Origin of the sequence: Candidatus Burkholderia verschuerenii (assembly GCF_001189365.1) — a bacterium.
GTDB classification, from domain to species: domain Bacteria; phylum Pseudomonadota; class Gammaproteobacteria; order Burkholderiales; family Burkholderiaceae; genus Caballeronia; species Caballeronia verschuerenii.
In genome coordinates this window covers 68061-90407 of the sequence record NZ_LFJJ01000003.1, presented here as the reverse complement: position 1 = coordinate 90407, position 22347 = coordinate 68061, and the positions used below count along the sequence as shown (strand labels likewise).

At 63.3% G+C, this 22347-nt stretch carries 15 protein-coding genes and 5 pseudogenes; 5 read left to right on the top strand and 15 right to left on the bottom strand.

Annotated features, from left to right (window positions below):
• Positions 1-328 precede the first annotated feature (328 nt).
• From rhaS to BVER_RS01815, 6 genes and pseudogenes are all read right to left on the bottom strand, one after another.
• The gene (rhaS, locus tag BVER_RS01840) at positions 329-1342 is read right to left on the bottom strand and encodes a rhamnose ABC transporter substrate-binding protein (protein ID WP_050451832.1); all 1014 of its coding nucleotides are present in this window, start codon (positions 1340-1342) and stop codon (positions 329-331) included.
• 53 nt (positions 1343-1395) lie between these two features.
• Entirely contained in the window at positions 1396-2400 is a 1005-nt protein-coding gene (locus BVER_RS01835; RefSeq protein WP_050451831.1) for an ABC transporter permease, read from the bottom strand.
• Positions 2393-3394, bottom strand: coding sequence for an ABC transporter permease (locus tag BVER_RS01830; RefSeq protein WP_050451830.1), 1002 nt, complete (start codon positions 3392-3394; stop codon positions 2393-2395). The genes BVER_RS01835 and BVER_RS01830 overlap by 8 nt, the downstream gene beginning before the upstream one ends.
• Before the next feature lie 20 nt (positions 3395-3414).
• Positions 3415-4947 (bottom strand): annotated as a pseudogene (locus BVER_RS01825) (sugar ABC transporter ATP-binding protein).
• An 11-nt stretch (positions 4948-4958) separates the two neighbouring features.
• The gene (locus BVER_RS01820; protein ID WP_050451829.1) at positions 4959-5849 is read right to left on the bottom strand and encodes an amidohydrolase family protein; all 891 of its coding nucleotides are present in this window, start codon (positions 5847-5849) and stop codon (positions 4959-4961) included.
• 31 nt (positions 5850-5880) lie between these two features.
• Positions 5881-6195 (bottom strand): L-rhamnose mutarotase, encoded by a 315-nt coding sequence (locus BVER_RS01815; RefSeq protein ID WP_050451838.1) that lies wholly within the window; start codon positions 6193-6195, stop codon positions 5881-5883.
• Positions 6196-6361: 166 nt separating this feature from the next.
• Here BVER_RS01815 and BVER_RS01810 point away from each other — a divergent pair, with 166 nt between their 5' ends.
• Positions 6362-7306 (top strand): LysR family transcriptional regulator, encoded by a 945-nt coding sequence (locus BVER_RS01810; RefSeq protein WP_050451827.1) that lies wholly within the window; start codon positions 6362-6364, stop codon positions 7304-7306.
• Between the two features lie 4 nt (positions 7307-7310).
• Here BVER_RS01810 and lra1 read toward each other — a convergent pair whose 3' ends face one another.
• The 6 genes and pseudogenes from lra1 to BVER_RS01775 all read right to left on the bottom strand — a co-directional run bounded on the left by lra1 (position 7311) and on the right by BVER_RS01775 (position 15322).
• Positions 7311-8093 (bottom strand): L-rhamnose 1-dehydrogenase Lra1, encoded by a 783-nt coding sequence (lra1, locus tag BVER_RS01805; RefSeq protein ID WP_050451837.1) that lies wholly within the window; start codon positions 8091-8093, stop codon positions 7311-7313.
• Positions 8094-8171: 78 nt separating this feature from the next.
• A pseudogene (locus tag BVER_RS01800) lies at positions 8172-10705 on the bottom strand (carbohydrate-binding family V/XII).
• A 126-nt stretch (positions 10706-10831) separates the two neighbouring features.
• A complete protein-coding gene (gene rhmD / locus BVER_RS01795) occupies positions 10832-12010 on the bottom strand; it encodes an L-rhamnonate dehydratase (RefSeq protein ID WP_050451825.1) in 1179 nt (392 codons plus the stop codon).
• 20 nt (positions 12011-12030) lie between these two features.
• Positions 12031-13276, bottom strand: a pseudogene (locus tag BVER_RS01790) (MFS transporter).
• A gap of 25 nt (positions 13277-13301) precedes the next feature.
• Entirely contained in the window at positions 13302-14063 is a 762-nt protein-coding gene (locus BVER_RS01785) for an SDR family oxidoreductase (protein WP_050451824.1), read from the bottom strand.
• Positions 14064-14650: 587 nt separating this feature from the next.
• Complete coding sequence (locus BVER_RS01775) at positions 14651-15322, bottom strand: TetR/AcrR family transcriptional regulator (protein ID WP_050451822.1); 672 nt, start codon at positions 15320-15322, stop codon at positions 14651-14653.
• Positions 15323-15407: 85 nt separating this feature from the next.
• On the opposite strand from BVER_RS01775, the gene BVER_RS01770 reads away from it, so the two are divergent.
• Both BVER_RS01770 and BVER_RS01765 read left to right on the top strand, forming a co-directional pair.
• Positions 15408-16283, top strand: a complete 876-nt coding sequence (locus BVER_RS01770; protein WP_050451821.1) for an aldo/keto reductase family oxidoreductase — start codon at positions 15408-15410, stop codon at positions 16281-16283.
• A 192-nt stretch (positions 16284-16475) separates the two neighbouring features.
• Positions 16476-18008 carry an amino acid permease gene (locus tag BVER_RS01765; RefSeq protein ID WP_050451819.1) on the top strand — a complete coding sequence of 511 codons (1533 nt, stop codon included), beginning with the start codon at positions 16476-16478 and terminating at the stop codon, positions 18006-18008.
• A gap of 13 nt (positions 18009-18021) precedes the next feature.
• On the opposite strand, the pseudogene BVER_RS35460 reads toward BVER_RS01765, so the two are convergent.
• Positions 18022-18818: pseudogene (locus tag BVER_RS35460) on the bottom strand (SDR family NAD(P)-dependent oxidoreductase).
• A gap of 98 nt (positions 18819-18916) precedes the next feature.
• On the opposite strand from BVER_RS35460, the gene BVER_RS01755 reads away from it, so the two are divergent.
• Positions 18917-19363, top strand: a complete 447-nt coding sequence (locus BVER_RS01755) for a MaoC family dehydratase (protein WP_050451817.1) — start codon at positions 18917-18919, stop codon at positions 19361-19363.
• A gap of 10 nt (positions 19364-19373) precedes the next feature.
• On the opposite strand, the gene BVER_RS01750 is transcribed toward BVER_RS01755, so the two are convergent.
• Positions 19374-19763, bottom strand: coding sequence for a RidA family protein (locus BVER_RS01750; RefSeq protein WP_050451836.1), 390 nt, complete (start codon positions 19761-19763; stop codon positions 19374-19376).
• Positions 19764-19887: 124 nt separating this feature from the next.
• On the opposite strand from BVER_RS01750, the pseudogene BVER_RS01745 reads away from it, so the two are divergent.
• Positions 19888-20800, top strand: a pseudogene (locus BVER_RS01745) (LysR family transcriptional regulator).
• A 6-nt stretch (positions 20801-20806) separates the two neighbouring features.
• On the opposite strand, the gene BVER_RS01740 reads toward BVER_RS01745, so the two are convergent.
• Positions 20807-22345 carry a sensor domain-containing diguanylate cyclase gene (locus BVER_RS01740; protein ID WP_157055894.1) on the bottom strand — a complete coding sequence of 513 codons (1539 nt, stop codon included), beginning with the start codon at positions 22343-22345 and terminating at the stop codon, positions 20807-20809.
• Positions 22346-22347 lie beyond the last annotated feature (2 nt).

The window sequence follows — 22347 nt, the reverse complement described above, 5'->3', positions numbered from 1 at the left end:
CGAGATCTCCCCAGGTAAGAACACACTCCTTCCCTGCACGACCGCCGAATCTACGCTGCTTTGCGTTGACCACAAGAGCTTCGCGGCTTCTTGCCCGCTCGCCCTGCTCGGCAGCGCCTTCTATCCGGTTCTTGTTCATCGGCCCGCAGTTTCGCTCCACGCTTCCTCCCCACGGTCGGTCGCCCTTCCGCAGTTGCGCTTCACTTCGCTCGCTGTGGTCAACTTGCCGCGCGACTTGCACCCGCAAGAGTGCGCCCATGCTGGGCGCACAAAAAAGGCCCCGCTCGGAAAGCGGGGCATTCAGCCAGCGGCTTGTATCAGTCGTCGATCAGAAATTGAAGTTGTCGATATTCGACGAATCGAATGTGGTCGGCGGTCCGAGAATGACTTCGCCACTCTTGCCTACCGTGCGCTTGCCGAGCTTGCCCGCTTCGAACGAATCGCCTTCCTTGCCCGTGATCGTGCCCGACGCAAGATTGGCCGCCGCATACGCCGCGAGATAGCCCAACTGGCCCGGATCCCACAACTGGAACGCCTTCACCGTGCCATTCTTGATGAACGCGCGCATCTGGTTCGGCGTGCCGAGGCCCGTCACCATCACCTTGCCTTTGGCGGGCGAGCTCTGGATATACCGCGCCGCCGCCGCGATGCCGACCGTCGTCGGCGCGATAATGCCCTTCAGGTTCGGATACGCCTGCAACAAGCCTTGCGTTTCGACGAACGACTTCTGATCGTCGTCATTGCCGTAGGCGATTTTGACGAGCTTCATCTTCGAATACTCGGGCTTCTTCAATTCGTCCTGCATGAACTTGATCCACGTATTCTGGTTCGTCGCGTTCGGCGTCGCGGAGAGAATCGCGAATTCGCCTTCGCCGCCGATCAGTTTCGACAGCAACTGAATCTGCCCGCGTCCAATTGCTTCAGACTCCACTTGATTGACGAAAATCTGCCGGCCATCGGGTGCGGTGTCGGAATCGAAGGTCACGACCTTGATGTTCTGCGACATCGCTTTCTTCAGATACGGCACGAGCGCGTTGGCATCGTTCGCGGCGATCACGATGGCGTTCTGCCGCTGCGTGATCAGCGTGTTGATATAGCTCACCTGCGACGACGCGCCCGCATCCGACGGCCCGACCACCTTGCCGTCGCCCTTCATCTCCTTGATCGCGGCCATGCCGCCGTCGTCCGCGATGACTTCGTACGGATTGTTGATCTGCTTCGGCACGAAGGCGATTTTCAGGCCGCTCTTCACATCGGCGGCGTTCGCGGACAGCGCCACGGTCGCGGCCATTAGCGCCGCCGCGAGTAGCGGCGCGCGCATCAAACGAAAGCTTCTCTTCATGTCGACAGTCTCCTGTTATTGCGCACGATTGCGCTGATTTTCAACGAACACGATCACACGGCCTGCGTCATCAGACGCTTCTCGCGCGCCGCCCGCCAGCGCGCGACGAGATTCGGAATCAGCACGGACGACAGCAGCAGCGCGCCCGTCACGATGGTCAGCGTTTCGCTCGAAACATCCGCGAGCGTCAACGCATTGCGCAGCACGCCGATGATGAGCAGCGACAAGAGCACGCCGATCATCGAGCCGCGTCCGCCGAAGATGCTCATGCCACCGAACAACACCGCCGCGATCACCGACAACTCGAAGCCTTCGCCGTTGTCGCCGCGCGCGCTGGTGAAGCGCAGCGTGTAGACGACGTCCGCGAGCGCGGCCATTGCGCCGGACATCATGAAGAGCTTGATCTTCGTCTTCGCCACTTCGATGCCGGAAAATTGCGCGGCCGTCGGATTCGCACCGATGGCGAACAGGCTGCGTCCGAAAGGCGTCGCCTGCAACAGCACGGCAAAGCCGATCGCGCCGAGAATGACGAGGATGAACGGCATCGGCAGGAACGAATCGCCGACCGTGTTGATGCCGAACGCCGTGTACGCCGCCGGAAAATCCGCGATGGCCTGATCGCCGAGCAACACGTACGCCAGTCCGCGAAACAAGGCCAAAGTGCCGATGGTGACCGCAAGCGACGGCAGATTGAAGCGCACGATCACCAGCCCGTTGAGCAGCCCCGCAAGCGTCCCCGCGATCAGCACGATGACGATCACGAGCGGCATCGGCAAGCCCATGTGCCAGAGCACGCCCATCAGCGCGCTCGATGCGCCGAGCACCGACGCCACCGACAGATCGATTTCGGCCGCGACGATGATGAGCGTCATCGGCAGCGCGATCAACGCGATCTCGGTAAAGTCGGCGAGCATGTTGGAGATGTTCGCGCTCGACAGAAACATCGGCGAGAGCACGCGGCCCGCGATCACCGACACGACGAGCACGATGACGAGCATCGCTTCCCATTGCAGGTGTCGGCGCTTGGCCGTGGACAAAGCGGAATCGGGTTTAGCCATGATCGCGTTTCCTCATCATGCGACGCGCGACGGAACGCGCGAGCAAAGTATCGAGCGTGATCGCCGCGACGATCAGCGCGCCCTGAATGGCCTGTTGCCAGAACGGCGACACGCGCAGCACGACCAGCGCGATATTGATCACGCCGAGCACGAGCGCGCCGAGCGTCGCGCCCATGACCGTGCCGACGCCGCCCGTGATCGCGACGCTGCCGACCACCGCCGCCGCGACCACTTGCAACTCGATGCCCTTCGCCGTACTGGCATCGACGGTGCCGAAACGCGCGAGCCACAACACGCCCGCAAGTCCCGCAATCGCGCCCGAGAGCAGGAAGCCGATCATCACGCGCTTGTCCACGCTGATGCCCGCGAGACGCGCCGCTTCGGGGTTCGAGCCGATCGCGTAATGCTCGCGTCCGCCGCGATACTGCTTCAGATAGATCGACAACGCGATCAGCACGAGATTCGGCACGCCGAGCAGCGAGCCGGTCGCGATGGACGCGAAGGCATCGGGCAGACTCGTCGCGTTGATCTGGCCGCCGTGGACCCACGCGTAATCCGCGCCGCGCACGATATACAGCGTCGACAATGTGGCAACCAGCGACGGCACGCGTCCGAACGTAACGAGCGCGCCATTCACCGCGCCGATCGCGAGCCCGATGCCGATACCCGCGAGCATCGCGACGATCACCGGCATATGCGGAAACATCACGAACAGGCTGCCGACCGCATACTCGCTCACGCCGACGACCGACGCGACAGAGAGATCGATATGCCGCATCAACATCACGATCGTCATGCCCGCCGTCAGCAAGCCGATGATCGATACATTGAGCAACACGTCGCGCAGATTCTGCAGGTTCAGAAAGTCCGGCTTGGCCGCCGCCGTCGCGCCGATCAATACGAGCAGCACGATAAACAGCGTCAACTCGCGGCTCTTCGCGATGGTGACCGCGATGCTCTCGCGCTTGGTGTCGTTCGGCGGCATGGCGGGCATGGTGGGGGAATGTCTCGTCATCATGCTGCGCGTCCCAGTGTTTGCGGCGATGTACCTGATGTGCCCAGCGCTGCGCTCATCACCCGTTCCTCGTTCGCATCGGCGCGCGAAATATCCGCGCTGATCCGGCCTTCGTGCATCACCAGCACGCGATCCGCCATGCCGAGCACTTCGGACAACTCGCTCGAAATCATCAGCACGGCCATGCCTTCCTTCACGAGCTCCGCGAGCGTGCGATACACCTCCGCTTTCGCGCCTACGTCGATACCGCGCGTCGGTTCGTCGATGATCAGCACCTTCGGATTCGTCGCGAGCCATTTGCCGAGCACGACCTTCTGCTGATTGCCGCCGGATAGCGTGCCCACGGGCGCATCGAGATCGCTCGCTTTCAAACGCAGACGCTTGCCCCAGTCGTTCGCGAGCGTCGATTCGCTGCGCGCGGAAATCAGGCCGTGTTTCATGAGACGCCCGAGCACCGTCAGCGACGAATTACGCGCGATGCTCAACTCCAGCGCCAGTCCTTGCGCGCGACGGTCTTCGGGCACGAGTGCAAGCCCCGCACGCACGGCCGCCGCCGGATGACCCAACGCAAGCTTGTTGCCCGCGATCTTCACCTCGCCGCCATCGACGGGATCGATGCCGAAAATTGCGCGCGCGACTTCGCTGCGGCCCGCGCCCACCAGTCCCGCCAGCGCGACGATCTCGCCCGCGCGGACATCGAAGGAGACGTTCTTGAATACGCCTTCGCGCGTGAGATTGCGCACCGACAGACGCACGTCGCCGGGCGTCACGTCGGCTTTCGGATAGAACGTGTCGAGATCGCGGCCCACCATCTTGCTGACAATGGCGTCGATGCTCATGTCTTCGGTCAGCGCGTCGTAGACCTTCATGCCGTCGCGCATGATCGTCATGCGCTGCGTCAACGCGAAGACTTCGTCGAGCCGATGCGTGATGAAGAGAATCGCGACATCGCGTTCACGCAGCGAGCGCACGATGCTGAACAAGCGCTCCACTTCGGGCAACGACAGCGCTGCGGTCGGTTCGTCCATGATCAGCACGTTTGCATCGAGCGACAACGCCTTGGCGATTTCCACCACCTGCTGATCCGCGATCGACAAGCCGCGCACCAGTTGCTGCGCACGCAGATTCACGCCGAGCGACGACAACAGCGCATCCACTTCGCGATGCATCGCGTCCTAACGAATGCGCCCGAGGCGATCCCGCGGCTGACGCCCCATGTAGATGTTCTCCGCAATCGACAGATCGGCGAACAGCGTCGGTTCCTGATAGATGACGGCGAGGCCCGCATCGCGCGCTTCGGCGGGATTGGCAAAGGTGCGCGCGACGCCATCGACGAGCAGTTCGCCCGTATCCGGCTGATACACGCCCGCGAGCAGTTTCACGAGCGTCGATTTGCCCGCGCCGTTTTCGCCGAGCAACGCGTGCACTTCGCCGGCGCGCAGTTGCAGGCTGCCGTCGCCCAACGCACGCACGCGGCCGAACGACTTGCTCGCGTGCTTCAGTTCGAGCCTTGGCGGCTTTTCCGTGGTCATGCCGTGTCTCCTTAAATGCGGTAGATGCGCTCCGCATTGCGCATGAACAACGCGTCCTTTTCGCTTGCGCTCACATCGCCGACGATTTGCGCGTAGGCGTTCCATAGCGCCGCATACGTGCCGAACAAGCCATCGACCGGAAAGTTCGATGCGAACATCGCGCGCTCGCAGCCGAAGGTATCGATCGTTTCGAGCACGTAAGGACGCAGGCTTTCGACGGTCCATTCGTGATCGAACATCGCGAAGCCGCTGACCTTCACGGCGACGTTCGGGCACGCGGCCAGCGCGCGCATGCCTTCACGCCACGCGCGATACCCCTGCGGCGCATTGCGATCCACGAACATGCCCGCATGATTCACGATAAACTGCGTATCCGCGTGTTCGCGCGCGAGTTGCGCGGCCTCTTCCATCTGCGACGGATACAGTTGCAAATCGAACGACACGTCGAAGCGCTTCAACAACGCGAAGTGCTTGCGCCATTGCGGCTCGCGCATGTAATGGCGTCCCACATAGTCGTAGAGCGGGTTGTCATGCACGTTGAGAATCTGCCGGATGCCGCGCGTGTTCGCGAAGGCCGCGTGCGCTTCGAGCACTTGCGGCGCGTTGTCCGACGACAAATCCGCGCCCGCGACAATGCCGTTCGGCATGCCGCGCCCTTCGCCATCGGCGATGCCTTGCAGCCAGCGCGTTTCCTCGACCGGATCGGCGGGATCGTGGTTCGCATCGACATGCACGAGCTTCAGCACGTCGATGCCTTCCGCGTCGCGCAACAAATCGCTCAGCAAATAATCGTGCTTGAGCTCGCGCGCATCGCCGACGAACGACGTCTGCGGATTCGCGAGCCAGGGATAATGATGCGTCTTGAGGTTCCACAAATGAATGTGCGGATCGACGACCTGCATGGTGCGTTCCTCGCGAAGCTGGACGAACGTTTCAGGGAAGATGAAAGACCGGCGTGAGCGGAATCCCGACGGGCGCCTTGTCCGCGTGCGTATCCATCAGTTCGGCCATGTAATCCCACCATTTGCGCATGACGGGCAGCGCCGGCAATGCATCGGTTGTATGCGTGTCGGTGCGCTTATAGCTGGCGAACAGATGTCCGGTCGATTCGTCGAGAAAGATCCAGTAATCGCGAATGCCCGCCGCGCTCAGCGCTTGCGCCAGCTCAGGCCAAATCTCGCGATGACGCCGTTCGTATTCCTCGCGCATGCCCGGCTTCAGGGTCATGCGGAATGCCACTGTCTGCATCATGGCGGCCCACCTTGTTTTGATTGGTGAATCCCTGTGTTCGGGACTCGATGTGCTGCGACTATAATTCGCCGACCGATAACACGACAATCCGTAATCAGGATTGGTCGATCGCAAAACCGTATCAGCCAGCGCTTCTATTGCATTACATCACTCGGACCGACGTATGAACCAAAACGCCACGCAGAGCGCCCTCGTCAACCGCCTGAAGTTCAAGCATCTCGCGCTGCTGGTCGCGCTCGACGATGCGCGCAATCTGCATAAGGCCGCCGAAGCGATCAATGTCGCGCAACCGAGCGCGAGCCGCATGCTCGGCGATATCGAGGACGCGTTCGGCTTCCTGCTGTTCGAACGCAACGCGCGCGGCATGCATCCGACGCCGCTCGGTCACGCGGCGCTCGCCTATGCACGCCGTTCGCTCGCCGATCTCACGCGCTTCGCCGACGATCTCGACAACAAGCGGCGCGGCGGTCACGGTCAACTCACCGTCGGCGCGATCATGGGCGCCGCGCCCGATGTCCTCGCGATGGCCGTCACCGAACTGAAATCCGAACGGCCGTTGCTGAACGTGCGCATCCTCGGCGAGACCAGCAATCAGGTCGTGCAGTTGCTGCATCGCCGCGAAATCGATCTCGCGCTCGGCCGACTGACGACGCCGCTTCAACACAACGACTTCGACTTCGAACCGCTCGCGCGCGAGCCGATGCGCCTCGTCGTGCGCGCGTCGCATCCGCTGGCGTCCAAAACGACGCTCGCGCTCGACATGCTGGTGAGCTGGCCGTGGATTCTTCAACCGATCACGAGTCCCGCGCGCAATCTCTTCGAGGAAGAACTCTCGCGCGCGGGCTTGACCACGCCCGCCGATATCGTCGAATGCGCGTCGATCTTCGCGACGCTGCAACTGCTGCAGAACAGCGAGGCGGTCGCGATCCTGCCCGAATCCGTCGTGCGCGATTATCTGCGCGCGCAGTTGCTGATCGAATTGCCGGTCGAAATCGGCAAGAGTCTGTCGGGCTTCGGCCTCTTGCGACGCAAGTTCGAAACGCTGTCCGAGCCCGCCGAATACTTTATCGCGCTATTGCGCAAGTACTCGGCGGCGTCGCATTACTGAAGAATCACTGAAGGTTGACGAACAGGCCGCCGTCGACGAGCAAGGACGCGCCGGTCACGTATCGCGCGCGATCGGAGGCGAGGAACACCACGCATTGCGCGACGTCGTCGGGTTCGCCCAATCGTCCGAGCGGAATGCGTTTTTCCATATACGCGCGCTTTTCCTTGTCGGAAAGATCCTCGGCGTTCAGATCGGTCGCGATGGTGCCGGGCATCACCGAATTGCAGCGGATGCCGTACGGCCCGAGCGCGATGGCGCACGATTGCATCAGCGAGTGCACGCCTGCCTTGGTCGGCGTGTAATGCGTCTGCATGCCGCCGCCGACGAGCGCGCTGATCGAACTCGTCGCGATGATCGCGCCGCCCGTGCCTTGCGTTTTCATCTGATTGGCCGCGGCTTGCGTCACGAAAAATGCGCCGTTGAGATTCACGGCAACCGTCGTTTCATAGACCGATGGCGGCATGTCGAGAAACGCATGAAACGGACAGATGCCCGCGTTGCTCGACAGCACGTCGACGCGCCCGAAAGCTTCGACCGTGCGCTCGATCAGCGTCTTGCCCGTCGCGTGATCGGCGACGTTGCCTTCGACGGCAATCGCGCGGCGTCCGAGCTTTTCGATTTCCTTGATGATCGTCTCGACCGCCGAGCCCTTGTTGTACGACTTGTCGTTGTCGCCCCAGTAGTTGATGGCGACATCCGCGCCTTCGCGCGCGCTTGCCAAAGCAATCGCCCGGCCGATGCCGCGCGAACCGCCCGTTACCACGACGACCTTGTTTTCCAGAAGCATGAGCGTCTCCTCCCTGTTCAGCGGATGACGGCGAAGGCCGCCATCCTGATGCGTCAAATCGTGTCGAGCGAAGCCTTCTTAACGCCGGAAGCCTCCGCCATGAAAGCCGCCGCCACCGTGGAAGCCACCGCCACCGCCAAAGCCACCGCTGCGGAAGCCTCCGCCGCCACCGCCGCCAAACCCACCACCCCCGCCCATCCGGTTGCCGAAGCGCTGATCGCCGGCGTCGCGCGCCTGACGCATCTGGTCGAGGTTGCTGTTCAGCGCGCCATTGTCATGCGATACGGGCTGCAAGCCGTTCGACGTGTGCTGCTGCCAGCCGCCGCCTTGCGTGTGCTGATAGACGTTGCCATCGTGCGATGCATAGACATCGCCATTGTTCCACGCCACCGCATTGCCGCGCGATGCGTTGGTCACGACGCCGCGATCGACCGCCTGAGCCTGCCCCGTCTGCGCGTTGCCGACGACGCCGCGCTGCGCCGCCGCCGCGCGTCCCGTCGACGGGTTGTAGCCCGCCGCTTCGTGACCCGCCGCGTAGTTGCCGTTGTAGGCATTGCCTTCGATGCCCGAGCGGCCCGCCGCATGCGCGCCGGTGTACGCGTTGTTGACCGCGCCTTCCCGGCCGCCCGCGAAGTTGCCCGTATTCACGTTGCCTGCCACGCCCGAACGGCCCCAGCCTTCGCGTCCCGTGTCGAAGGGTTCGCAAACGAGCCGCCGCGACCCGCCGCGAAATTGCCGTTGTACGGATTGAAGGCCGCGCCGCGCGCGCCTTGCCAGTGCGTGCCGGTCGCCGGATTAAAACCGCTGCCCGCCGCGCCACGGAATTCGTTGCCGGTCCACGGGTTGTAGCCCGCGACGTGCGTCACGGTGCCGTTGCCCCATCGGCCATAAAAGTTCGTCTGGTTGATGTTGACATTGCCCCAGCCGCCCCAACCGCCGCCCCAGTATGGACCCCAGTACGGCGTGCACGAGCCCCAGATCGCGCCCACGGCGAAGCCGAACGCGAAGCCAGCGGCGGCGTCCATCGCGAAGCCGGCGTCGTAGCCGTATGTCGGGGGATAGCCGTAATAGTAGGTCGCGCCGACATAAGGCTGATAGACGTAGCCCGTGCCGTACACCACCGTGCCGTCGCTGCCGACCATCACGCCCGTGTAGCCCGGCGTGTAACCGACCACGACGGTCGTCGGCATCACGTTGTAGATCTGCACGTAGGTCACATAGTGCAAGGGCGACTGGACCGGGATCGTGTAGATCGCGCCCGGAACCTCGGTGGCGACCGCCCACGGGCCGGTCGGCGCGGCGGCGACGAACCACACGCCGCTCTGCACCGAGTAGTACTGCGACTTGCTCACTTCGATCACCGGCGTCGCCGTGTTGACCGCGTATTGCAGCGACGTGCCCTGGATCGATTCGAAATGCGGCGCGCCGTCATAGTGGACCGCCAGCGACGCCTTCGCGCGCGACACGGTCGCCGTCTGCGGAATGGTGGCGGCGATGGCCGCTTCCTTCGCTTGCGGCGTGTCGGGCACGGACACGAGCACGTTGGCCTTCGGATCGTGCGGCGAAATCTTCGCGAAATCCTTCGGCAAGTCGCGTCCGGCGACGTAAGTCCACGGACCTTTCTCCGACGCGCCCGCGAACCAGCGGCCCGACACCAGCACGTAGTACTGGTTCGTCTGCGGCAGCACGAACACGGCGTGATCCGTATTGGTGATCGTCAGCAGGCTGGTGCCCGCGACGGGTTCGAGCTTCGCCGGGCCATCGGTTGTGACGAGTTCGGTCGGGTGCGACGCGATCAGCACGGCCGACGGCTGCGGCGCGGGCTTGCCGTTTTGCGGCAGCATCGGATCGGCTTTCTGCACGGCGTCGGCGGCATTCGCAGCGGCGAGCAGCGCGGTCGGCTGCTTGCCGATGATCGCCCACGGCCCGGTCAGCGAATCGGCCGCGTACTAGTATCCCGATGCATTCAAATAGAGATGGCCCGCGCCGTCCTTGAGCAGCATCGCGCGGCTGTTGATCGCGCGCTGATAGCTCGAGCCGCTCACGGCGCGCCAGGCCGGATCGCCGTCGAGCATCACGAGGATGGTCGGCGTCGATTCGAAGACGATGTTCGGCACCGGATTCTGCACCGCGACCCGCGCGGACTGATCGAGCTGCTTCGACACGGCATAACTCGTCTGCAACTGATCGAGCGATACCGTCATGCCCTGCGCCGGCAAGTGAGCGACGATCGCGCTCTTCACTTTCGATGCGACGTTGGCATCGGTCGGCACGCTCACATCGGCGATCTGGATATCGGACAGATGCACCAGTCCCGCGGACTTGTCGATATCGGCCGTCGCGGTGAAATGCGCGACACCGTACGTGGGCGCGGCGTTGCCGCTCACAGCGCCGACGGCCACGGCGGCGCGTCCCGCGATGCGGTTGCCATTCCAGGATTCGATCTGCGGTTGATACATCTCGATTCGCTGATCGGCGGCATCCAGTTCGCGAGGCCAGTTGAGCTGCGTCGCCGACGATGCCGGCGGATTCGCCGCGTGCGCCGAAGCAAGTCCGAAAGCCAGACAGGCTGCCATTAGGATCGCGGATAAATTTTGATGTGATGCGGACATATGTGCTGCTTCTCCCTTGACAGTAATCAACTAGCGAATCACGAAAACCACCCGCAAAATAATAAGCGGCAGTGCTTCGCGTTTTCGTCTCAAACTGTCAAAGAAAGAGCGGCTATCCGCGCGGTCTCAATGCGTATACGGACGCGACAACGCGCACTCCGGATTCAGCCGCACGCCGAAGCCCGGCGTCTCCGGCACCTTCATGCGGCCGTTCACCGGCACGGGTTCGTCGAGCAGCAAAGGCGTGAACATCGGCACGACCTGATCGGCTTGCGGCGCCATCATCAGGAACTCGGCGAACGGCGAGTTGTGTCGCGTGACGACGAAGTGATAGCTGTACACCGACGAACCATGCGGCACGACCAGCACGTTATGCGCATCGGCGAGTGCGGAAATCTTGATGAGTTCCGTGATGCCGCCGCACCAGCCCACGTCCGGCTGCACGAGGTCCGCGCAACCCATCTCGAACAGCATGCGGAAGCCCCAGCGCGTCGCTTCGTGTTCGCCGGTCGTCACCATCATGCCGCGTGGCACCGAGCGGCGCAGTTCGGCATAGCCCCAGTAATCGTCGGGCGGCAGCGTTTCTTCCAGCCATTTGAGGCCGTATTCGTGCGCGGCCGTCGCCAGCCGCTTCGCATAGTTGAGGTCGAGGCTCATCCAGCAATCGAACATAAGCCAGAAGTCGTCGCCGACTTTCGAGCGCATGTCCGCGAGCTTGGCGATGTTCTTCGCAAGACCTTCCTCGCCTTCCGCCGGGCCGTGTTGCAAGGGCATCTTGCCGCCGATAAAACCCATCTGCTTTGCGAGATCGGGACGCGCGCCCGTCGCATAGAACTGCAGTTCGTCGCGCACCGGACCGCCGAGCAACTGGAACACCGGTTCCTTGCGCACTTTCGCGAGCAAGTCCCACAGCGCCAGATCGACGCCGGAAATCGCATTCAGCACGATACCCTTGCGCCCGTAGTAGAGCGTCGCGTTATACATCTGATCCCACATCTTTTCGATGTCGGTCACGCGCTGGCCCTCGAGAAAACGCGCCAGATGCTTCTCGACGATAAACGCGCCGATCTCGCCGCCCGTCGTCACCGCGAAGCCCACGGTGCCGTCGCTCGCTTCAATCTCGACGACCAGCGAACCGAGCACGTTCAGCCCGAACGACTGACGGCTCTGGCGATACTCCGGGTAACGCGCCATCGGCGTGGCGATGTGATCATCGATCCAGTGATCGGCGCCCTGATCGTGATAATCGGCGCCGCCGCCGCGAACGGTGAACGCGCGCACCTGACGAATGGTTGGCATGGACATGCTTGTCTCCTTCAAATTGATCAGGATGCCTTGACGGTTTTTCCGCCTGCGATCGGATGAGATTCCGGCGTGCGCACGAGCGCGACAATGACGAGCGCGGCCAGCACGCTCGCGCCACCGAGCACCATCAGCCCGGCGCTGGTCGAATGAAAAGCGGCTTCGGCGGCCGTGCCCGTGAGATAGCGCGTCGGAAAGGTCCAGAACAGCGGTTGCGCCGCGATAAAGCCGCTCGCCGCGCAACACAGCGCGATCAACGAAACGGCCGGCACGCTCGACACACCCGACACGCAGATCGCGATACCCGACACGAGCAGCAACAACACCGCGCACACGCGATGCTTGCCCGTGCGATCCGCGTAACGCGGCACGATCCACGTCACGATCACGGCGACGACCCACGGCAACGCCGTGACCAGTCCGACACGAAAACCGACCTTGGTCCCGAGCAACGCGGACACTTGCTGCGGCAGATAGAACACCACGCCGTAGACCGCCGCCTGAATCAGAAAATACACGCAGCACAGCACCAATACGCGCGCATCGAACAGCGACGCGAGCACGCTGCGCGGCCCGTGCGACGAGGCGAAACGCGAGTCATCGGCGAGACGCGAGACGAGATAGGCGCGCTCATTGTCGGGAAGCCATTTGGCTTTGGCGGGATCGTCGTCGAGATACCAGAACGCCCACACGCCGACGATCGACGCCAGCAGTCCTTCGACCAGAAACAGCCATTGCCAGCCCTTCAGCCCGAACGCGCCATGCAGATCGAGCAGCAAGCCCGACAACGGCGCACCGAAGATGAACGCGAGCGGCGCGCCGAAGTAGAACACGCCGAGCGCGCGCGCCCGCGAAGATTGCGGAAACCAGCGCGTCAGGTAATAGACGATGCCCGGAAAAAAACCCCGCCTCCGCGACGCCGAGCAGAAACCGCAAGGTATAGAACGCCGTGGCGCTGTGCGCGAACGCCATGCCCGCCGACACGATACCCCACGTCACCATGATGCGGCACATCCATAGCTTCGCGCCGACGCGATGCAGCAGCAGATTGCTCGGCACCTCGAAGATCGCGTAGCCCAGGAAGAACACGCCCGCACCGAAGGCGAAGGCCGCGTTCGTGAGCCCCGTATCCTGCTGCAAGGCCTTTTGCGCGAAGCCGATATTCGCGCGATCCAGAAACGCCAGCACGTACATCAACAAGAGAAACGGCAGCAGGCGGCGCATCACGCGGGACGTGACGCGGCCTTCCGCCGATGCGGAATCGTTCATGCGACTCTCCCGAAGGCGGAAACGCTTAGTAGGTCGCGCGTCCGCCCGACAGATCGAACACCGCGCCCGTGCTGAACGCGCAATCCTCGGACGACAGCCAGAGAATCAGCGACGCGGCTTCCTGCGGCATGAGGAAGCGGTTCATCGGGATTTTGGAGAGCATGTAGTCGATGTGCTGCTGCGACATCGAATCGAAGATTTCGGTTTTGGCGGCGGCCGGCGTAACCGCGTTGACGAGGATATTCTTGCCCGCTAGTTCCTTGCCGAGCGACTTGGTGAGACCGATCAGCCCGGCCTTCGACGCGCTGTAGTGCGAGGCATTCGGATTGCCTTCCTTGCCCGCGATCGACGCCACATTGACGATGCGCCCGTAGCCCGCCTTCAGCATATGCGGCACGACGGCGCGGCACGTCAGATACGGCCCGATGAGATTGACGTCGATCACGCGACGCCAGACGTCGGGCGCGAGTTCCCAGGTCGTGCCGTTGCCGCCCGTGATGCCGGCATTGTTGACGAGCATGTCGATCTTGCCGTGAGCGGCGACGGCTTTCTGCGCGGCTGCATCGACGGAGGCCTCATCGGTGAGTTCGACCACGGCGTCGCTGACGGTGCGCTCCTTGTAGGCGGCTTTGAGATCCGCTGCCGTGCGCGACAGCCGTTCGCCGTCGACGTCCCACAGCGCGACATCCGCGCCCGATTGCAAAGCGCGCTCCGCCACCGCGAGACCGATACCGCGCGCGCCACCCGTGACGACCACCGTGCGCTGGGCCAAATCGATACGGTTCATGCCTTCGTCTCCTATCTTCGTTCGTCGTTCGTTGTCAGGAATTCATGCCGTGAGAGGCACTATAGCCGCGTGGCAATAGCCTAACAATTCGAATGGGCGATAGTTCGATAACGAAAGCGAATCGCACGGTGCGCAAGCGCGCGCCGTGCGGGTGCTACTTAAGAATGGTCTCCGGAGACGCCCGCGGTTGCCCGGACCATCGTGGCCCGGGGTCCCACACGCGTGGTCTCGCTCCTGTTGGTCCAGGTCTTCGCGGCGTGCAGCGGAATCGCCGCGAAAGACACTGTCCACACGATGCCGATGAACACTGCGTCCGTCAGCTTCGTGATCCCCCCTTTTTTGCGATTCATTTTTTTGGTCTCTCAGATTCATGCCCTCGCGCGCCACGGCCTGTTTTGCGGGCCACGTGCGCGTGAAGTCGAGCAGTATCGGGACTGGCTTGCCGGCGTCAGGATGTGCCCTGCGCCGATGCCATGTTTTCCATTATGTGAACACTTAACAAATGATACAAGATGTTTCGCCTGTGTCGAGGGGTTTCAAATCGTTTGCGCGCGAGATCGCACATATGCGCATATCAACTGACGAATTCAGGCAGCATCGTCAGTCTTCGCGCGGCGCGCGCGGGGCTTCGGCAGCGCCTCGCGTTCGAGATATCCCAGACAGAGCGATTCAACCTGCCCGCGCAGCTTGCGGATCGTCGCGGGCGACGCGTGGCCTTCGAGCAGCATGCGCGTCGGCCCGACCAGCGCGGCCGTGAACATGAACGATGCGGTGGCGATATCGCGGAATTCGACATCGGAGGCCGATGCGAGCATCGCGGCGAACGCGGCCTGATTGCGCGCCTCGATTTCGCGGACGAAACCGCGCGAATCGAGCTCCGCCGCGACGCCATACAGCGCACGCGATGCATCGACGTTGCGCGTCTTCGCCTTCACGAACGCGCCGACGATGGTGCTGACCATCGTCGCGAGCGGCGCACCATGCGCCGATTCGGCCGCCTGCACGAGCGTATCGGATACGGCGGTCAGATGCCGCTGCAACAGCGCGAACAGCAGCGCCTGCTTCTGCGGATAGTACTGATACAGCGAGCCGACCGACACGCCCGCCCGCTCCGCGACCTTGATGGTCGTCAGTTTGGGCAGCCCTTCGGCCAGTAAAACCTGAATAGTCGCTTCGAAAATCGCGTCCACGGTGGCCTGCGAACGCGCCTGGCGTGGCTGCTTGCGGGCCTTCAGCCCGGTCTGGTCGTCGGTGCGCATATGCGAATACACAATCTGAATGATTATTCGTATTCTATGTGAACACCTCAACGGGTATCCGAACTCACTCAACAGGAGCTTTGCAATGACCGATGCAGCGCGCGCCGGCACCTTCCAACTGGGCGACCGTCCCGTCACGCGGATGGGCTACGGCGCCATGCAACTCGCGGGACCGCACGTTTTCGGGCCGCCGAAGGATCACGATCAGGCTATCGCGGTGCTGCGCGCCGTGGTGGAATCCGGCATCACGCATATCGACACCAGCGACTTTTACGGGCCGCATGTCACCAACCGGCTGATTGCCGAAGCGCTGCATCTGTATCGCGACGATCTCACCATTGTCACGAAGATCGGCGCCAAGCGCGGCGCGGATGGTTCGTGGAACGTCGCGCAGTCGGCGGCGGAACTCGAGTCGGCGGTGCACGACAATCTGCGCAATCTGAAGCTCGACGCGCTCGATGTCGTGAATCTGCGTCTGATGTTCGATGTCTCCAAGCCGACCGAAGGCGATATCGAGCCGCAAATGACCGCGCTCGCCGAACTGCAACGCAAGGGGCTGGTAAAGCATATCGGCGTGTCGAACGTGACGGCGGCGCAGGTGACGCAGGCGCAGGGCATCGCGAAGATCGTCTGCGTGCAGAACATGTATAACCTCGCGCAGCGCGCCGACGATGCATTGATCGACAGCACGGCCAAGGCGGGCATCGCGTATGTGCCGTTCTTTCCGCTGGGCGGCTTTTCGCCGCTGCAATCCGATGCGCTCAGCAAGACCGCATCGCAGCTCGACGCGACGCCGATGCAGGTCGCGCTCGCATGGCTGCTGCGCCGCTCGCCGAATATTCTGCTGATTCCGGGAACGTCGTCGGTGGCGCATCTGGAGCAGAACATCGCGACGGTCGATCTCGACTTGCCGCCAGACGCAATGGCGACGCTGGATGGGATCGGCGCGGCGGCGAAATAGCGTCGTCGTCGCTCCGCTCGGATGCAAAAAAGGCTGGTCTGCGGAAATTTGGACACTTAACTTCCATTGACTGGAAGCGGCGTGCCGATCCCGATCCGCGCGCCGCCTCCGGAGGTTCACGGCGCGTCCATGCGCCGTGAGTGTCGGCGTGAGCCGTGCCTCGCCGCGCGGGGCATCCGAGACGGAGTCGATATGGACGCAAAGCACCAGTCTGAAGCAGGCAACGACAGCGACCTGAGTCTGTTGCACAAAATGGGATATGCACAGGAATTGTCCCGGCGCATGAACGGCTTTTCGAACTTCGCGGTATCGTTCTCGATCATCTGCATTCTGTCGGGCGGCATCACGGCGTTTCAGCTCGCGCTTTCGGCGGCGGGCGGCGCGTCGATCGGGCTGGGATGGCCGCTCGGCGCATTGTTCGCGCTGATCGTCGCGGTATCGATGGCGCAGATCGCGTCGGCCTTTCCCACGGCGGGCGGGCTGTATCACTGGGGCTCGATTCTCGGCGGCAAGAGCTGGGGCTGGCTCACCGCGTGGCTGAATCTGATCGGCCTCATCTTCGTGATCAGCGCGATCAACTTCGGCACCTACGATCCCTTCTTCAAGACGTTGATCGCGCCGATGTTCGGCGTCAATCCCGATAGCCTGACGTGGTGGCATCAGACCGCGTTTCTCGCGATCATCACCTGTTCGCAAGCCGTACTAAATCAGCGCGGCATCAGGATAGCGAGCAAGATCACCGATCTGTCCGGCTATCTGATCTTCATCGTGACCATCGTGCTGATCGGCGCGCTGCTCTACTATTCGCCGGTGCCGTTCGATCTGCATCGGCTCTTCACCTTCACCAACTTTTCCGGCGCGGACGGCAGCGCGTGGCCGAAGCAGACGCTGCCGCTCGCGTTCCTGTCGGGCCTCTTGCTGGTGACGTACACCATCACCGGCTTCGACGCCTCCGCGCACACGTCGGAAGAGACGCACGACGCCGCGCGCAACGTGCCGAAGGGCATCATCGGCTCGGTGTTCTGGTCGGCCGTGTTCGGCTATGTGATGGTGTGCAGCTTCGTGCTCGTCATGCCCGATCTCACCGCCGCCATGAAGCAGGGCACCGGCTTCTTCGAGACGATTCTCGCGCCCATTCCCGCGGGCTTTCGCGTCTGCCTAGAACTGGCGATGTTCTTCATCAACTACGTGTGCGGACTGGCCGCGATCATGTCGACCTCGCGCATGATGTACGCGTTCGCGCGCGACGGCGGCCTGCCCGGTTCGAAGTTCCTGCGCCGCGTCAGCCCGACGCATCGCTCGCCGGGACCGGCCATCTGGACCTGCGCGATTCTCGCCATCGTCATCACGCTGTACGGCGATGCGTTCTCCGTACTGAGCGCGGGCAGCGCCGTGTTCCTCTACATCTCGTACGCGATGCCGCTCGCCTCGGGCATGCGCGCCGAAGGCCATAGCTGGACCGAGAAAGGTCCGTTCCAGTTGGGCGTATGGTCGAAGCCGTGCGCGCTGCTCGCGACCATCGGCGCGTGCGTGCTCGCCTACGTGGGCATTCAACCGCCGAACGAAAAGGTGCTCTATGTGCTGATCGGCTTCGTCGTCGCGCTGCTGGTGATCTGGTACGGCTTCGGCGTGCGCAAGTCCTTCGCGGGTCCGCCGTCGATGAAATCCGATGCGAACGATGCGCGCATCCGCGAACTCGAAGCTGACGTCGATCGCGCGGTCTGAACCACGCCGCGCGCTATACGGCGGAAAAGCCGTTGTCGACGAACAGATGCGTGCCGTTGACGAAGCTCGATTCGTCGGAGGCGAGAAACAGCGCCGCCGACGCCACTTCCGACGGCTCGCACAAACGGCCCTGCTGCACGGCGATGGCGTCTTCGGTGGCATCGACGCCCATCGCCTGAAGCTCCTTCAGTTCGCGCATGCCGTGCGGCGTGCGGATAAAGCCCGGCGCCACCGCATTGCAGCGGATGCCGCGATCGCGATACTCCACCGCGATCGCGCGCGCGAACATGTGGCACGCGCCCTTGGTGGCGTCGTAGAGCACTTCTCCGGGCGTCGCATAAACCGCCGAAATCGACGACGTGCAGATGATGCTGCCGCGCCCTTTCGCCAGCATCTGCGGTAGAACGGCTTGCGTCATCAGAAGGCTTGCGTCATCAGAAACATGCTCTTGACGTTGACGCCCATCAGCCAGTCCCATTCCGTTTCCTCTATATCGAGAAACGGCTTCACGATCAGCGTGCCGGCGTGATTGAAGAGGATATCGGCATCGCCGTATTGCGCGTGGGCGGCCGCGACCCCGCGTTGCACGTGGGCTCGCTTCGACACGTCCGCGCCGATGCCGATCGCGTCGAGTCCGGCATCGCGCAGACGGGACGCGAGCGCGAGCGCCGCCTCCTCGTCGCGATCGACGATGGCGACCTTCGCGCCCTGCGCCGCGAACAACTCCGACGCCGCCGCGCCGCATCCTCCCGCGCCGCCGCTGACGATGGCTACCTTTCCCGCAAGACGATCACCGATCTTCGCATTCATGCCGTCGCTCCTCGCTCGTGTCGTGGCGCTCAAGGATACTGCGACGAAAAACCTCGCATGCGCTGGGTTATCATTTTTGAACCCAACCAGGAGACGACATGAGCGGAGACAACGGCTGGACCCAAACCCTGCGCGGCATGCCCAAGGCGGGCGCGAGCGCCGAGCGTTCCAAGACGATGAGCAAGCGCGACATCGAACTCTTCACGGAAATCACGGGCGACCGCAATCCCCTGCACTATGACGAAGCGCTCGCCAAACAATCGCCATTCGGCGGGCTGATCGTGCAGGGCGGCGTGACGTCGGGCATGCTCAACGCGATTGTCGCGGAAGATTTGCCGGAGCCGGGCACCGTGTTTCTCGGCATGGAACTGAAGTTCTCGAAGGCCGTGCTCGTCGGCGATACCGTGACGGGCCGCGTCGAAGTCAAGACGGTGCGCGAAGACAAACCGATCTGCACCGTGGAAGTCGCCGTCACGAATCAGAAGGGCGACGTGTGTCTGAGCGGCACCGCGACCACCTACACGATGCCGCTGAAGCAAGGCTGACGCTTCGTATTCAAGGCAGCTTCGCGATCACCTTGATCTCGAAGTCGAAGCCATACAGCCACGTCACGCCGACCGCCGTCAGGGTCGGGTGCGGCGCGTCGCCCCAGAACTCGGGCACGACCTGCCACACGCGTTCGAATGTCGATTGCGGATCGACCATGAACACCGTGACGTCGATCACGTCGTCGAACGTGCAGCCCGCTGCTTCGAGGATCGCGTTCAGATTGCGGAACGCGCGCCGCACTTGCGCCTCCAGTTCCGGCTCGGGCGAGCCGTCGTCGCGGCTGCCGACTTGTCCCGATACGAACAGCAAGCCGTTCGCGCGAATCGCAGGCGAATAGCGGTTGCGATCGTAAAGCGCCTGTCGTCCAGCGGGAAACACCACGTCTCGTTGCGTCATGTTCATCTCTCTCATGGCTCCATTAAGTGAGACGACTTTATCCGCGCAAGCGCGCGCGATAAAGGGGCAAGCGTGGCCATCACTGTTTGTAGAATGCAAACAATACTCACGCGGAGCCCGACTCATGGATCGCTTCGATGCAATGCGCGCGTTCGTTCGTGTCGTGGAAGCGGGCAGCTTCACGCGCGCCGCCGACACGCTGCACATGAGCAAGACCACCGTCACGCAACTCATCCAGCAACTGGAGGCGCGATTGCGCGTGCGCCTCCTCAATCGCACGACGCGCAGGAGCAACGTGACGCTACGAGCGCGCGCTGCGTCTGCTCGCCGATATGGACAATGCCGAGACGAGCCTGTCGAGCGCATCGGCGGTGCCGCGCGGACGGCTGCGCGTCGATGTGCCGAGCCCGTTCGCGCGCCTCATCCTTATTCCCGCGCTGCCGGCTTTTCTGGCGCGCTATCCCGACATCCAGCTCGATCTTGGCGCGAGCGATCGCACCGTCGATGTGATCGGCGAGAACGTCGATTGCGTGGTGCGCGGCGGCGAGATCGCGGATCAATCGCTAGTGGCACGGCGCGTCGGCGATTTGCGGCTGGGCGTCTACGCCGCGCCGGATTCTCTGCGGCATGCGGGCGTGCCGGCGCATCCGCAGGAGCTTGCGCATACGCATCAGCGCATCGTGGGTTTTACGTGGGGACGGCCGGGCAAGCTCTACAGCGTCGTCATGCGTCGCGGCGATGAAACCGTCCGCGCGCAAAGCCGCTACGCCCTCGCCGTCGACAACGGCAACGGCAACGCCTATCTCGCCGCCGTACTCGCCGGTCTCGGCATTCTGTGGCTGCCGCACTATATGTCGCGCGATGCCCTCGCGCGCGGCGAACTCGTCGAACTGTTCGCGGACTGGCGGCTCGATCCGATGCCGCTGCACGTCGCCTATCCGCCGAACCGGCATGTCAGCGCGAAGCTGCGCGTGTTCATCGACTGGATCGCGGAACTGATGGCGCAGCATGCGCCGGTCGACATCGACGCACCGTAACGCCGCTTACGACTCGACGTCGACCTGATTCGGCTGCGGCACGCGCGCCGATGCATCCGTCACGCGGTTGCGCCCTTGCGCTTTCGATTCGTACAGCGCCTTGTCGGCGAGGCGCATCATGTCGTCGATTTCATCGCCTTGCGACGGCCGGCACACGACGAAGCCGATGCTCACCGTCAGCGGCGGCAACTCCGTGCGCGTGGTCGACATTTCGCGGCTCGCGACATCGGCGCGAATCGCTTCGGCGATCTCGCGCGCTTGCGCCTTGTCCGAATCGGCCAGCACGACGACGAACTCCTCGCCGCCGTATCGCGCGACCACATCGCGCTCGCGACGCGCGCGACGGCGCAGGCAATCGGCCACGAAACGCAACGCGCGATCGCCGGTTTCGTGTCCGTGGGTATCGTTGTAGAGCTTGAAGTGATCGGCGTCGACGAACAGCAGCGCGATCGGCGCGCCAGATTTCATCGCCTGCGTCCACAATTCGTCGAGCGCGGAATCCAGTCTGCGGCGATTCGCGACGCCGGTCAGCCCGTCCGTATCCGCGATCTCGATCAGCTTGGCCTGCGCCGCGTCGCGCTGTCGGACCGCGAACACCAGCAGCCACACGACCGCCGTGAACGCGCTCGAGACCACGATCACCAGCGTGCCGATGATCAGCGACCGATGCTTCCACTCCGCCGTCACGTCGTCGATGGCGGGCGCGACGACCACGATCAGATTGCTGCCGCGCACATGCGAAAACGTGAAGATTTTCTCGACGCCATCGATGGGCGAGCGCGCATCGTAGGAACCGCTCTGCGCTTCGAGCATGCGCGAAAAGGTTGGCGAACCGCGCACGTTGGGCGCATCGGCGGGCGCGGCGCGCGGATTGCGCGCGACGATAAAGCCATCGGTCTGCACGATGGTCGCCGCGCCGTGGCTGCCGAGCCGGATATCGTCGACGAGCTGCTGGAAATAGCCGAGGTTGATCGCGATCAGCGCGACGCCGCCGAAACCGCCGTCCGGCTTCGCAATGCGCCGGCTCAGCGCGATCGACGGCGTGCCGTTGCGCAGCCGCGATAAATACGGCTTGGAGATGAACAGCCCGGCATCGGCACGATCGCGATGAACGGCGAAGTAATCGCGATCCGACAGATCGACGCCCGGCATCTTGCGCGTGCGCGCCTCGGTCACGTGCCCGAGCGGATCGAGCGCATAGATGCCGCTGATATACGCGGCCGTGGTCGAGCGGTCGAACAGCACCTGATGCCGGATCTCGACCGGCAGGCTCAGGATCGCCGGATCGCTCATGCCGTCGACGACCGCCTGCAGCGACAGATCGTAAATCTCGAGATTGCGCACCATGTCGCGCGCCAGCGCCGCGGCGACGTTGGCGGACGTGTGCCGCGCGCGCTCGATCGCTTCATGCCGGCCCGAGGCCAGCACCAGTACCGTTGCAATCAGAATCACCACGCTCGCGAGCGTCGCGCCAATCGCGACGGCTGCGGCGTGCCGGTCCACCCATGACGTCCTCGGGCTTCCGCTGGCTGGGAATCGTTTCAAGC

What these genes read in the sequence shown, in the direction of transcription:
- BVER_RS01810 (WP_050451827.1), top strand. Translation starts at nt 6,362, where the DNA reads ATGAACCAAAACGCCACGCAGAGCGCCCTCGTCAACCGCCTGAAGTTC.
- rhaS (WP_050451832.1), bottom strand. Translation starts at nt 1,342, where the DNA reads ATGAAGAGAAGCTTTCGTTTGATGCGCGCGCCGCTACTCGCGGCGGCG.
- BVER_RS01750 (WP_050451836.1), bottom strand. Translation starts at nt 19,763, where the DNA reads ATGACGCAACGAGACGTGGTGTTTCCCGCTGGACGACAGGCGCTTTAC.
- BVER_RS01820 (WP_050451829.1), bottom strand. Translation starts at nt 5,849, where the DNA reads ATGCAGGTCGTCGATCCGCACATTCATTTGTGGAACCTCAAGACGCAT.
- BVER_RS01830 (WP_050451830.1), bottom strand. Translation starts at nt 3,394, where the DNA reads ATGCCCGCCATGCCGCCGAACGACACCAAGCGCGAGAGCATCGCGGTC.
- BVER_RS01755 (WP_050451817.1), top strand. Translation starts at nt 18,917, where the DNA reads ATGAGCGGAGACAACGGCTGGACCCAAACCCTGCGCGGCATGCCCAAG.
- BVER_RS01765 (WP_050451819.1), top strand. Translation starts at nt 16,476, where the DNA reads ATGGACGCAAAGCACCAGTCTGAAGCAGGCAACGACAGCGACCTGAGT.
- BVER_RS01775 (WP_050451822.1), bottom strand. Translation starts at nt 15,322, where the DNA reads ATGCGCACCGACGACCAGACCGGGCTGAAGGCCCGCAAGCAGCCACGC.
- BVER_RS01785 (WP_050451824.1), bottom strand. Translation starts at nt 14,063, where the DNA reads ATGAACCGTATCGATTTGGCCCAGCGCACGGTGGTCGTCACGGGTGGC.
- lra1 (WP_050451837.1), bottom strand. Translation starts at nt 8,093, where the DNA reads ATGCTTCTGGAAAACAAGGTCGTCGTGGTAACGGGCGGTTCGCGCGGC.
- BVER_RS01815 (WP_050451838.1), bottom strand. Translation starts at nt 6,195, where the DNA reads ATGCAGACAGTGGCATTCCGCATGACCCTGAAGCCGGGCATGCGCGAG.
- BVER_RS01835 (WP_050451831.1), bottom strand. Translation starts at nt 2,400, where the DNA reads ATGGCTAAACCCGATTCCGCTTTGTCCACGGCCAAGCGCCGACACCTG.
- BVER_RS01770 (WP_050451821.1), top strand. Translation starts at nt 15,408, where the DNA reads ATGACCGATGCAGCGCGCGCCGGCACCTTCCAACTGGGCGACCGTCCC.
- rhmD (WP_050451825.1), bottom strand. Translation starts at nt 12,010, where the DNA reads ATGTCCATGCCAACCATTCGTCAGGTGCGCGCGTTCACCGTTCGCGGC.